15 protein-coding genes and 5 pseudogenes are annotated in these 11,399 nt (G+C 59.4%); 13 read left to right on the top strand and 7 right to left on the bottom strand.

Annotation, left to right across the window (positions count from 1 at the left end; all coding sequences use genetic code 11):
* Both IQ26_RS37930 and IQ26_RS37935 read right to left on the bottom strand, forming a co-directional pair.
* A pseudogene (locus IQ26_RS37930) lies at positions 1-399 on the bottom strand (magnesium-translocating P-type ATPase); the annotation flags it as partial.
* A pseudogene (locus IQ26_RS37935) lies at positions 396-596 on the bottom strand (IS1595 family transposase); the annotation flags it as partial. The pseudogenes IQ26_RS37930 and IQ26_RS37935, both read right to left, overlap by 4 nt.
* 45 nt (positions 597-641) lie before the next feature.
* Here IQ26_RS37935 and IQ26_RS37940 point away from each other — a divergent pair.
* Together IQ26_RS37940 and IQ26_RS37945 are read left to right on the top strand one after the other, a co-directional pair.
* The gene (locus tag IQ26_RS37940) at positions 642-1,247 is read left to right on the top strand and encodes a Spy/CpxP family protein refolding chaperone (protein ID WP_240547460.1); all 606 of its coding nucleotides are present in this window, start codon (positions 642-644) and stop codon (positions 1,245-1,247) included.
* Positions 1,248-1,294: 47 nt separating this feature from the next.
* Complete coding sequence (locus IQ26_RS37945) at positions 1,295-1,681, top strand: DUF302 domain-containing protein (RefSeq protein WP_145723452.1); 387 nt, start codon at positions 1,295-1,297, stop codon at positions 1,679-1,681.
* Positions 1,682-1,911: 230 nt separating this feature from the next.
* On the opposite strand, the gene IQ26_RS41380 is transcribed toward IQ26_RS37945, so the two are convergent.
* Entirely contained in the window at positions 1,912-2,121 is a 210-nt protein-coding gene (locus tag IQ26_RS41380; RefSeq protein ID WP_322791140.1) for a hypothetical protein, read from the bottom strand.
* Between the two features lie 80 nt (positions 2,122-2,201).
* Here IQ26_RS41380 and IQ26_RS37955 point away from each other — a divergent pair, with 80 nt between their 5' ends.
* Entirely contained in the window at positions 2,202-2,897 is a 696-nt protein-coding gene (locus tag IQ26_RS37955; protein WP_145723453.1) for a VIT1/CCC1 transporter family protein, read from the top strand.
* A gap of 223 nt (positions 2,898-3,120) precedes the next feature.
* Here the strand turns inward: IQ26_RS37955 and IQ26_RS37960 are convergent, their stop codons facing one another.
* The gene (locus IQ26_RS37960) at positions 3,121-3,900 is read right to left on the bottom strand and encodes a sensor histidine kinase (protein WP_145723454.1); all 780 of its coding nucleotides are present in this window, start codon (positions 3,898-3,900) and stop codon (positions 3,121-3,123) included.
* Positions 3,901-4,214: 314 nt separating this feature from the next.
* Here IQ26_RS37960 and IQ26_RS37965 point away from each other — a divergent pair, with 314 nt between their 5' ends.
* The 4 genes and pseudogenes from IQ26_RS37965 to IQ26_RS40945 all read left to right on the top strand — a co-directional run.
* Positions 4,215-4,610: a cupin domain-containing protein gene (locus IQ26_RS37965; protein ID WP_145723455.1), complete on the top strand. Its 396-nt coding sequence runs from the start codon at positions 4,215-4,217 to the stop codon at positions 4,608-4,610.
* 36 nt (positions 4,611-4,646) lie between these two features.
* Positions 4,647-4,733 (top strand): annotated as a pseudogene (locus tag IQ26_RS40935) (IS5/IS1182 family transposase); the annotation flags it as partial.
* A 243-nt stretch (positions 4,734-4,976) separates the two neighbouring features.
* Positions 4,977-5,078 (top strand): BA14K family protein, encoded by a 102-nt coding sequence (locus IQ26_RS40940; protein WP_240547461.1) that lies wholly within the window; start codon positions 4,977-4,979, stop codon positions 5,076-5,078.
* A 169-nt stretch (positions 5,079-5,247) separates the two neighbouring features.
* A pseudogene (locus IQ26_RS40945) lies at positions 5,248-5,750 on the top strand (IS5 family transposase); the annotation flags it as partial.
* A gap of 182 nt (positions 5,751-5,932) precedes the next feature.
* Here the strand turns inward: IQ26_RS40945 and IQ26_RS37985 are convergent.
* The gene (locus IQ26_RS37985; RefSeq protein ID WP_145723457.1) at positions 5,933-6,148 is read right to left on the bottom strand and encodes a CsbD family protein; all 216 of its coding nucleotides are present in this window, start codon (positions 6,146-6,148) and stop codon (positions 5,933-5,935) included.
* Positions 6,149-6,382: 234 nt separating this feature from the next.
* Complete coding sequence (locus IQ26_RS37990) at positions 6,383-7,450, bottom strand: AI-2E family transporter (protein ID WP_145723458.1); 1,068 nt, start codon at positions 7,448-7,450, stop codon at positions 6,383-6,385.
* Positions 7,451-7,906: 456 nt separating this feature from the next.
* Here IQ26_RS37990 and IQ26_RS37995 point away from each other — a divergent pair, with 456 nt between their 5' ends.
* Together IQ26_RS37995 and IQ26_RS38000 are read left to right on the top strand one after the other, a co-directional pair.
* Positions 7,907-8,071 carry a DUF3309 family protein gene (locus tag IQ26_RS37995; protein WP_145723459.1) on the top strand — a complete coding sequence of 55 codons (165 nt, stop codon included), beginning with the start codon at positions 7,907-7,909 and terminating at the stop codon, positions 8,069-8,071.
* A 93-nt stretch (positions 8,072-8,164) separates the two neighbouring features.
* Positions 8,165-8,464 (top strand): Ros/MucR family transcriptional regulator, encoded by a 300-nt coding sequence (locus IQ26_RS38000; protein ID WP_407660261.1) that lies wholly within the window; start codon positions 8,165-8,167, stop codon positions 8,462-8,464.
* Between the two features lie 180 nt (positions 8,465-8,644).
* Here the strand turns inward: IQ26_RS38000 and IQ26_RS41775 are convergent, their stop codons facing one another.
* Positions 8,645-8,794 carry a tyrosine-type recombinase/integrase gene (locus tag IQ26_RS41775; protein WP_145723467.1) on the bottom strand — a complete coding sequence of 50 codons (150 nt, stop codon included), beginning with the start codon at positions 8,792-8,794 and terminating at the stop codon, positions 8,645-8,647.
* Positions 8,795-9,601: 807 nt separating this feature from the next.
* Here IQ26_RS41775 and IQ26_RS38010 point away from each other — a divergent pair.
* From IQ26_RS38010 to IQ26_RS38030, 4 genes and pseudogenes are all read left to right on the top strand, one after another.
* Entirely contained in the window at positions 9,602-10,021 is a 420-nt protein-coding gene (locus tag IQ26_RS38010) for an Hsp20/alpha crystallin family protein (protein WP_240547462.1), read from the top strand.
* The gene (locus tag IQ26_RS38015) at positions 10,014-10,478 is read left to right on the top strand and encodes an Hsp20/alpha crystallin family protein (RefSeq protein WP_145723461.1); all 465 of its coding nucleotides are present in this window, start codon (positions 10,014-10,016) and stop codon (positions 10,476-10,478) included. The genes IQ26_RS38010 and IQ26_RS38015 overlap by 8 nt, the downstream gene beginning before the upstream one ends.
* A 128-nt stretch (positions 10,479-10,606) precedes the next feature.
* Positions 10,607-10,844 (top strand): annotated as a pseudogene (locus tag IQ26_RS40950) (DUF2188 domain-containing protein).
* A gap of 390 nt (positions 10,845-11,234) precedes the next feature.
* Positions 11,235-11,399, top strand: a 165-nt coding sequence (locus tag IQ26_RS38030; protein WP_145723463.1) for a sigma factor-like helix-turn-helix DNA-binding protein, incomplete at its 3' end; no start/stop codon positions are given.

The raw sequence follows: 11,399 nt of genomic DNA on the forward strand, positions 1-11,399 counted from the left end.
CTTGGCGGCGACCTTCCTTGTCGCCAAGGCCAGAACACGAAAGCCCTCGGCCCCCTTGGCCTTGAAGATCGCGTCGAGGTCCGCACGCCGACCGGCATCCAGCGGAACTTCGACACCATTGCAGTCGATCGACGAACAGATGTCGAGCACGTTCGAAAACGCACCCTTGGTGACGAACAGGCGCTGAGCCGGTGCGGCACCCTCGGCAACGACGATCGTAAGCCGGCGGCGCATGAAGTCGTAGGGGATCTCGTCGATCTTGGTGAGGTTGCCGGTCGTCAGCCCAGCGCTTTCGCCGGCCGCCACGATCGCGGCATCGAGCGGGTTCTCGATGCCAGTCTCGAAGGCCGCGTTGAGAAAGGCCAGCCGCCGAACCTCATCCGAGTTGGCCTTTATCAACCAAAGACAGCTACGGTTGATTTGATGATGATGCCGCCATCCGGGCTTCGGCGCATCTGGCGTCCAGTTGCGGTCCGAAAAACGTTCGGCAGTTGCAGCGCGGGCGGCACCCGTGACCAGAGAGTCCGCATGATTTCCCGACCGTGCCGGGTTTTCCGAACGGCGCTCCCGGTGACGACGCGCTGGGACCAGCGAAATCGGCTGCGCACAAGGAGTTGATGCGTTCTCCGCCACCGGAGTTGATGCATATCAAGGCATCGCCCGGCGATGAGCAGAGTATGGTGACAATCAATCCTGCTTCAACCTCGGGAAAGGATACCGCTATGACTCGGCTTTTCGTTTGCGCCGCTTTGGCGTTTGCCATGAGCGCGACCGCACTCTCGCCCTCGTCGGCTCAGAATGCCGGCGGACCAGGGGGGATGATGGGAATGATGGGCGGCGGCTGTCCGACAATTGGCATGATGGGCCGCGGCGGCTGGGGCGAAGGTCTCCAGGGCCACGGCATGATGCGGCGGCAGCCCAAAATGGGCGCCATGGTCGACGGCCGCCTGGCTTACCTGAAAGGAGAGCTCGATATCACGGATGCCCAGGCCGCAGCGTGGGACGGCTACGCCTCCGCCGTCAAGGCGCGCGTCGAACTCATGAAGGGCATGCACGAGAGCATGTTTGAGACCATGCAGAAGGGCACCGCTACCGAGCTGATGGACGCACGCATTGCCGGAATGGAGGCAATGCTGGAGGCCATGAAGGCTATGAAGCCCGCGACCGAAGCTCTCTATGCGGCGCTGAGCGATGAGCAAAAGAAGGTGGCTGACGAATTGATCGGAGCCGACTGCGGCGCGATGTGACGCGGGCTGCGCAGACGGGCTCGAAGCCAGCACAGGAGGTGTTTTCCGTGAGCTACTATTTCAGCAAGACCATTCACATGGGCATGGATGCCGCGATTGCCCATGTGACGGACGCCTTGGCGCAAAAGGGCTTCGGCGTGCTGACGACAATCGATGTCCGGGCGACGTTGAAGAAGAAGCTGGACGTCGATTTTCGTCCCTACACGATCCTTGGCGCGTGCAACCCGACATTCGCGCACAAGGCGCTGCTGAGCGAGGACAAGATCGGCACGATGTTGCCCTGCAACGTCATCGTGCAGGAATTAGGCGAAGGCCGGGTGGAGGTTTCGGCGGTCGACCCCGCCGCCTCGATGCAGGCGGTGGACAACCCGCATCTGGCGTCGATTGCCGGAGACGTCCGGGAGATGCTGAAACAGATGGTTGCCGGTCTCTGATCCGCGCTTGGCAGGGACATCCAGTTCGCGGCTGCCTAACTTGCTGGCGGCCGCGTTCAGCGTCCGGTCGCGAGTGGAGATCTGATCGTTTTCTCGGCCAACTGCGCAGGGACTCGCGATGTTGGAATATGCAATCGAAGCCAGACGGGCTGATCCGTCCGGCAGCAAGGCCATGGCCAAGGACGCCGAGCTCGTGCTTGACACGTCGTTGGCAGGACGGCGGGATGCGTTCAATCCAGCTGAAACTTCTGCTCGCGGCTGTGGCCGCCTTTATGATCAAGAGCATCGAGCGGACTGCCCCGATGCTGAAGTTTGATCTGCGAGGCGTTGAGATTAATCTCCACGCGACGAGGCAAGAAAGCCCGCCAAAGGTCATCCACATCGACTACGTTTTGACCGTCGATACGGACGAGAGCGACCAGCGGCTCGACCTGCTCCATCGAAACGTTCGCAAATATGGAACGATCTCCAACACAGTTGCGTCGGCGACGCGGCTGGACGGCGCTGTCAGGAGGAAATCATGAGCCGCCTGCATGCCGAAACACACCTGGTGTCCCGGATAGGCTGGCTGCGGGCGGCGGTGCTCGGGGCCAATGACGAGATCGTGTCAACGGCGAGCCTGATTGTCGGCGTCGCGTCCGCATCCGCAGGGACGTCGGACGTTCTGGTGGCCGGCATCGCGGGACTGGTCGCCGGCGCCATGTCGATGGCAGCGGGCGAATATGTCTCGGTCAGTTCACAGTCAGACACCGAGAACGCCGACCTCGAGCGGGAACGCCGTGAACTTGTCTCCCAGCCGGCGTTCGAACGGGAAGAACTGGCACAGATCTATGTCGACCGCGGCCTGCAGCCCGATCTCGCCCTCACGGTGGCCGATCAGTTGATGGCCAAACATGCACTTGGGACTCATGCCCGCGACGAGCTCGGCATCTCTGAAATGACTGCCGCCCGCCCTATACAGGCAGCGCTGACTTCGGCGGGAACATTCGCTGTTGGCGCAGCGATGCCGCTCGCAATGGTGCTTCCGTCCCCGACGTGGCTGCTTGTCTGGACAGTTTCGATCGCGTCGCTGTTCTTCCTGGCGCTGCTTGGAGCCATCGGCGCCCGCGCCGGAGGCGCGAATGTCGTCAAGGCGACCGCCCGGGTGACATTCTGGGGCGCTCTGGCAATGGCCCTGACGGCGGGCATTGGGGCGCTCGTGGGGACCGTTGTGTAGGCATCCAGCCATATGTCCGGCAAGATCACTGAAGGCTCGATGGTGGCTCTCTTGTTGGACTGAAGAACCCCACTTGGACTGAAGAACCCCACACCTAACGACGTTGGGATAACCGGCGTGCTGTGGTCAGCCAACTTCGAGCCTTTGAGGAGAGCGGCCTTCCGAGCTGCCGGCAGTCGACAGGGATTTCGCGCGCTGCGATCGGTTCGACGGTTACCTGCCATTATTGAAAAAGCACGGTGAACCGCGTGCCTTGCCCATTGTCGCCCAAGCCGACGCGCAATTCGCCGTCGATCTTTTCGACAAAAGATCGAACAATCTTCATTCCCAGGCCCTTGCTGGCGGCAGGTTCAAATCCTTCCTGTAAAGCTTGGCCATCGTTGGACACCGAAAGCGCATAGCCCCCACCCGTATGCGGCTCCAAACTGACCATGATGCGCCCGTTGCCATACTTGATCGCGTTCGTGATCAACTCGTTCACAATGAATCCCAGCGAAATGCCGGTGACAGCAGGCAGTTCAGCCTCGATCCCCTCCACGCTGATTACCTGCTGCCGAGTTTGATCTTCGCAAAACAGCGTTGAGAAATCGCGGCAGAGATCATCAAGATACCGCTTGGACGCAATTCGTTGCGCTCCGTCGTATGAATGGAGCCGCCGATGGATGCGCTCGATTGTGACGACACGACTGGCGGCGACGGCGAGTTGCGAAACGACAACAGCATTTCCTGACGCCCGGCCTTGTAGGGCAAGCAGGCTTTTGACGACTTGCAGATCGTTCAACAGCCTGTGTTCGGACTCCTTCCTCGCGAGATCCTGCTGTTCGATCAGGTCTTCCTTTTGACGGAGCAGAGCTCTCAAGCGCGCCAGCTCCTCTCGCTGACGGATTTCCGTGCGTTCGTGTTCTTTGCGCTCACGCTCGCAGTCCGCTGCGCTCCACAAGATGACATTGTCGGATGCGGCAGGCGAATGTGAGCCGACCCACTTGGCCAAATTTTCGATCATATCGAGCCCTCAAGCGCCACAATCTGATTGTAAATTAACGCAAGGAAACCTGCTGCGGAACAGCCGATGGCACATTGACGCAGATCAACCATGTCCGGATTTTCTACCCGTTTCGGCCGCCGGCCGAGCTTTAGCCTGAGAGATCGCGCCGCCACCCGGTGCGGGTTCCTCTATAGAAGACCAGACGTTTCTCGGTCATTTGTCTTGAATCAATGCTGCGGACGGTACGGGGAGTAGTTTTATGCGGAGCAGTGGTCGGGAGCAGCCCTGGAGCCTGCCATGCGGTGCCTGTTGATCCAGGAAGGAAGTTCGCAATGAAAGGTTTTGTCGACGACATCGAAGAGTTGACGGAAGAAAATACAAATTTCCGACGCGTGCTCTACACGGCCAAGAAGATGCAATTGGTCGTCATGGCCTTGGGACCGGGCGAGGAAATCGGCGAAGAGGTCCACAACGATCGCGACCAGTTCTTCCGTCTTGAGAAGGGCAACGGCGAGATTTCGATCGATGGCACCGTCAGCAGGATCGAGACGGGGACCGCGATGATCGTTCCCGCTGGTGCGCGCCACAATATCAAGAACACCGGGGACGAGCCCCTGAAGCTCTACACGCTGTACGCGCCTCCTAACCACGCCGACGGGACAGTGCACGGCACAAAGGCAGCTGCCGAGGCGTCGAAAGAGAACTTCGACGGCAAGACGACTGAGTAATTGTCGGTCCAGGACTTGCGCAATGAGAGCCTGACTAGGCTCGAAGGTGCCAAAGGGTTCGAGATTGTGCTGCGGCGCTGGGTTGTGGAGCGTACCTTCGCGTGGCAGGGACGTTGGCCTCGCCGACGTGGTCCAAGTCGACAACCGCGGGCGCAAAAAGCGCCGCGGCGTCCGTCGGGCCAATCGCGGCTTCTACAAGCTCAACAGCCATGGTTGTTACAACGACCACAAGGGCTACAAATATAATCGCCCCAGCTATCGCTAGTACAACGGCTGGTGGTTGCCCGCAGGTGCCTTTATCGTCGGCGCGATTGTCGGCGGCGCCATCGCCAACGACAACGTCAATCGCGGCGGCGGCAGCGCCAGGTGCGATGCTGCTACGACCGGTATCGGTCCTACCCCGAATGGGACAACAGTTGGCAGCCCTATAACGGGCCGCGCCGCCAGTGCATCTCGCCCTACATGTAATGGTTCGACCGACCTCCAGGAACCGCGTCATTTGGCGCGGGGTTTTTTGTTTGGCGGCGGAGCCCGGTTTCGGTTCGTCAGCGTGCGGCGCACAGCACCGCGCCAGCCCAAATGCGCTTCCCAGCCGGATCGGCCAATGCCGCGTCATTCCGTCAGGTTGCGAAGCTTGATGGAGGCCACGATACCCTGGACCGAAACCGCTCGGCGCAATCATGCCCGCCGAGGGCTACGCTATTCAAGTGATCTGAGCGATCGGGAATGGGCGTTGATTTCGCCATTCCTGCCCAAGCCGCGACCCGTTGGACGTCATCGGACGACGGACTTTCGCGAGGTCGTGAACGCGATCTTGTATTGGCGTCGAGTGGCTGCGCGTGGTCGCTGTTGCCCAGAGACCTCCCGCCCTTCACGACCGTCCAGCACTACTTTTACGACTAGCGCAACCGTGGGGTCCTGAAGACGATCCGCCACCACCTCGTCACGGCGGCGCGTGAACTGGAAGGCCGGCACGCAAGCCCGACGACCGGCGTCATCGACAGCCAGAACGTCAAGACCACCGAAAGCGGCGGGCCGCGCGGGTTCGACGCCGCCAAGAAGATCAAGGGCCGCAAGCGCCACATCGTCACCGACACACTCGGCCATCTGGGCGGGGTGGTCGTCCACGGCGCCGATATCTAGGATCGAGACAGGGCCGTCGAGGTCGCCACAGCCGCCATCGGCAAAGACATGACCCAGCCAGGGATAGCGATGGCGGATCGAGGTCAGTCATGGATCTTCGTCGTAAATCTCCGCATCCTCACAAGAGGCATCGCAAGGTACTGCTATCCATCATAGAGTTTTGAGTCGGTACTAAGAGATCAGAACTTCTTGTTGATCGCTGCCGCCACCTTCTTGGTGGCGTCTTTAGCGGCTCCCTTCACGTCGCCAACCGCCTTCTGAACCTTGCCCTTGGCTTCCTGGACCACACCTTCAGCCTGAAGCCGTTCATTTCCGACCGCTTTGCCAACACCCTGCTTGACGTTCCCTACTACCTGATTGGCCAGTCCGGCTGCTTTGTCACTCTTGCTTCCCATGATGTTCGCTCCCAGTTTCTGCAAAAAATTCTACGTCTGCCACGCCACTTCCTTGCAACTGAAATCGTATCGAAGCCAGCGGAGTGGCAATTTGACCGGGATCAATAGCCGGTCGGAAAATTTGCAGGTCTTTAAGCCGGACGCCTCAGTTCCACTCGACGGAGATTGCCGGGCTAGCTGCCAGGACACGGCCGTGGCTACTGCTGTTCCGCGAACGCGGTCCCTTCTCCGGGTTCAACGCAAGCTGCCGTCACCCTCGACGCGTTTTCTTGACGCCGTGAATATGTCCCAAGCCGCGATAAACATGGCCGCAATGACTGGACCGACAACAAATCCGTTGAGACCGAACGTCGCGATACCGCCCAGTGTGGAGACAAGCACAACGTAGTCGGGCATCTTTGTGTCTTTGCCCACCAGGATCGGACGCAGGAAGTTATCGACGAGCCCGATGACGAGCGAACCGAACGCTATCAGGACCACGCCCTGCCAGACAGCTCCACTCGCCAGCAAATAGATGGCAACCGGAACCCAGATCAAGCCTGCGCCTATCGCGGGCAGCAATGAAAAGAAGGCCATCACCACCCCCCATAGAAGCGGGGCGCCAATTCCAAGGAACCAGAATATCAGGCCGCCGAGCGTTCCTTGCAGGAGGGCCACGAGCATGTCGCCCTTGACCGTAGCACGGATGACGATCGTGAACTTGCTGAGGAAGTCCTGCTTTTGCTCGGCGCGTAACGGAATGGCATCTCGGATACGCTTTGACAGTGCAGCCTCGTCCCGGAGAAGGAAGAACAATAGATAGAGCATGACGAACAGGTTCACGATGAAGTCGAACGTGCTCTGACCAATGTTGAGGGCTTGGGTGGCGATGTACTGACTGCCCGCTAAGAGGCCGGCGGAGAGTTTTTCCTGCAAAGCTCCGAGGCTCGCAAGGCCAAAGCGGTCCAGCAGACCGGTTGCCCATCCAGGTAAGACGTCATGGACCTGCCGAAAGAACCGCGCGAAATCCACCTCTCCGGACTGGACCTTTTCATAGAAGCCTATGGCCTCCTGGGTCAATGACGCGCCGATAATCGTCATTGGCAGAATCACAATTGCTATGATGACAAAGACCGTAACGAAGGCGGCAAAGTTTCGACGCCCCCTCAGCAACCGCAACAATCGCCGGTACAATGGAGCGAACAGGACTGCGATAATGGTTCCCCATAGAACCGCGCCATAGAACGGCCAGAGAATCCAGGCGAACGCCAGCGATATCGCAACGATCATCAACAAAAAGGCATTGTGTTCGATGCTGCGCATACCGACCTTTCCCGAACGCGTGGTTCCCGGCCTTAGCCCGCAGTCCCAAGGTTACTGTGCAAATTCGTGGGATCCGCGCGGGTTGATGACACTGGCCGACGGGCACGCCCGGCCTATCGATATCAACACGAAACCGCAGTATCAATTCGTCCAGGGTGAACCTGACCGGACGGGTCCCTTGCACCTGCACTGAGGCCCAGTGCAGGCTTGAAATTGGGGGCGCCGAAAGCCGAGCTAAGACTTCGAATTTGTCCTGGATCAATGCCACGTGACGTGACTTGGCGATCATAAAAGGTGGTACTTCTGTGGAAGTCGTGATGGATGCGAATCACGTGCGCACGCAGGATCAAGGTGGGAAAATCTAATTGATGACGAGGTTGAGGCTGTCCATGGTCGTCGCCATGTCGATATAAATGCGGATTGTAATCGTCTAACGCTCTACAAAGGAGATGGTAAATGTCTATAGGTGTGATCCTACTCATCATTCTAGTGATATTCTTGCTCGGAGGCTTTAGTGGTCGCTTTGGGGGCTATGGTTACGGATTTGGACACGGCGGCGTAGGTATCATCGGCGTGATAGTAATCATCCTTCTTGTTTTGGTACTGACGGGAAGGCTTTAGCCCGAGCGAGAACCTGAGAAGTTCGGGTCGGTCAATGCGGCGGCATGGATCTTGTCAGCCGCTGGAAGACGTCCCGCGCCACCTACTACGGCAGTGACTGGCTGCGGCCGCCAAGCGAAAAAGTCTGTGTTTCCCGATCACATCATTTCCTTGGAAGACGGGCGCAAGTTCAAGTCGATGAAACGGCACTTGGGCTTGCTTGGCATGACGCCTGACGAGTATCGAACCAAGTGGGGGTTGGCGCGGGACTACCCTATGGTGGCACCAAGCTACGCAGCGCAGCGATCGGAGCTAGCAAAAGCTAGTGGGTTGGGTCGTAAGGTGAGTGCAAAAATGCCCACCAACAAGAAGGCGCCAACCAAGAAGGCACCAGCCAAGCGGGTGAAGGCCTAAGAAGACCCTGCCTCAGGCTAGCGGACTAATGCGATGACACGCCAATCCATTGCCGAAGCGCTTGAAAGCGCTGCCGATCGCATCGCAGACATTTCGCGTGCGGATTTGCAGATCATTCTGCGTCGCGCCGCATTGATGCTCAGGAACGTCGCCGGCGTGCCGCTGGAACCGGCAACCGCATCAGCTGCCCCACATTCCGTCAAAACGCTTGGCGGCGACACGAGTGTAATGAGCGGTGTGTTTGGGGTCGCGATGGCCGAGATAATCCTGGATGAGGCGCAGGTCATAGCCACGGTTGGCGAGCGAGAAGCCGCAGGAGTGGCGGAGCATATTTGCGCAAGAGCTCGCCGGGTAGCGCAACTGCGGATGTAGAAGCCGGGTTAACAGTTGAACGCCTAAAGAAGACCTTTACGTCGATCTCTCCTCGCATGCGCCGAAGCGTCATAGGCCATGACGTGCGACAGCGGAACAGCAGATCGAACATGAGGCCGCCGAGCCAAGCCGGAGCGGTCCGGTTGCCGCTCGTCGCGCTGATCAAGGGATAGATCGGCGCCGCCACTCCAGTGTTCAGCGTATCTGCGTTCGACAGACCTCGGAAATCGATGGAGCCATAATCAGCTTCGAAGACCCGCGATCCAGAACGGGATGAGAGGGTGGCTGGCGTAAAATCGAAGCCTCGGAACGAGCCGGCTGGTTCGCTTCCCCGTCCCAGAGTCCGTGGCCTGAGCACGCTAATCTCAGAGCTACGCGCCCATCTCATCGCCACTAAAAAGGGGATTGGGGACGGAACCATCCAATGAGGTGTTCGAATTGATTCAGATCAAAGCAACAAAGTGCCATCCGCGCATTCTTCTCCATCGTCATGCGGAGACAAACTGGCCATACACCATGGAGAACCGTTCAAGCGAATGGGAACCCAGGCAGGTAAACCAGATTGCCAGTGAAACATGATAGGCGAGCCCGCGGCACCACCTAGGCGACTCTGAACTTAAGTTCAGAGCTGGAAGGTGAGAGCCGCGGGCTCGGTACTCCTCGCTCTATGGCGCACCGCCGATGGGCAGTGAAGAGCGGGGATGGCCCAGCTGTACAACGAGGGAACCCGAGGGCCTTGCGGCGCGGCTTTCCGAGGAGGAGACAATGATCGCACGAATGCTATTCGGCGCAGATCCTTTCCGCAACATACGCCGCCTCCAAGACGAAGTGAGCCGACTGGAATTCCCGGCGGTGAATGTCTTCGCAAACCAGGACGGCGTCATCATCACCGCCGAACTGCCTGGGGTAAGATCAGAAGACTTGGACATCTTGATTCACAGAGATTCCGTTACGCTCAGCGGAGAGCGGCAAACCGAAACTGAGGAAGCCCGGCGGGGATACCACCGGCGTGAGCGTCGTCGAGGCCGGTTTGTGCGGACCGTGTCATTGCCGTTTGTGGTCGACCCGAACAAGGTTGAAGCGGATCTCGTCAATGGCGTACTCACTCTGGATCTTCCTCGGGCCGAAGAGGACAAGCCCAAGCGCATTAACGTGAAGGCGAGCAAGGAGGCGGGTCATGGCTAAGCGAGAGACCACGAGAGCGGGAACGAAGGGGAACAAGCAGTCTCAGGCCACGCCGACTAGCCAACCGGAGCTGGAGGGCAAGCTGTCCGCCGGGCAGGACGCGGGCGAGCGGACCCATGAGAGGCTGGTCTTCGTACCATGGGTTGACATCTACGAAACTGAAACGGGCCTTGTCGTCGTTGCGGATCTGCCCGGCGTCAGCCCGGCGGGTTTGGAGGTCACGTTGGAGAAGCGGGTGCTGTCGATCTATGGCCGCCTCGAAGAGGATACGCCCGAGGGCTGCAGCCAGGCCTATCGCGAGTATGAGGTCGGCGATTTCGAGCGGCAGTTCACTCTCTCCGGGGATTTCGACATCAACGGAATTGAGGCGAACATGAAGGACGGTGTGCTTCACCTCGCCATCCCGAGAGCTCCGGAGGCAGCGGCAAAGCGGATCGAGGTTAGATCGGTTTCCTGACGGTCGAGACGCGCTGCAGGCGGCCGAGAAACTCGACGCGATCATCCTCGACAAGACGGGCACGATCACCAAGGGCGAGCCGTCGAGGAAACCGCCGTCCTGCGGCTGACCGCCTCCCTGAACAGCTCTTGTTCCGACCCCACGATGGCGGCTGGGCGTACAAGCTTGGTGCCGTGTTCTCGGAAGACGTTCCCAACACGGGATGAGGCGGTCAAGGCCGCGAAGATCGCTGCCGCTGAGCAGCAAGTCGCCGGTCAGACCGATGGCATCGAATATCAAGACGCGCAAGGAAAGTGGCACGCGGAAGTGTCACAAGGCGGCGACCGCCCCGAGGCGGAAGTTTCCACCCGGAGCGCTCCTGAGTAACCGCCATGGACGACGGCCCGACGATTCACAGACTCACTTCGCCTCGCTGGGCCGCAGGTTGAGATGACCGAGCAGGTCCATGTGCAGAGGAAAGACCAAGGTTGAGGACTGTTCGCCTACAATGTCGAGCTACGCTGAGCGGTCGCGGCAGGGGCTGCCCGTGTCGAGTTCGTGTGCAGAATCGTCGGCAAATGCCTTGGTCAAAGGCGTATGTGCGTGTTTCGGTAATTCCCGGACACCCTTTTCGCTAAATCCCGGACAGTGATTTCAGTAATTCGCGGACAGCGATTCCGCTAAATCCCGGACAGTTTTCGGGAGCGGATTTGGCGGTCGGTTCTCGGCTGCGCCGTTCTGGCAGTTTGGCCTCTCACGATGATGTTGAGAGGGGCCATGCCGAGACGGAAGCAAGCGAGACGAACGAGCGTGAGGGACATCCAAGCGATCTTGCGCCTGACCCATGAGCAGGGTCTTTCGGTGCGTGAAGTGTCGGAACGGCTGAAGATCAGCAAGACGACAGTATCGACCTATTTGCTACGGGCGCGGGAGGCCGGGCTG

This window comes from Mesorhizobium tianshanense (assembly GCF_007830515.1).
GTDB classification, from domain to species: Bacteria; Pseudomonadota; Alphaproteobacteria; order Rhizobiales; family Rhizobiaceae; genus Mesorhizobium; species Mesorhizobium tianshanense.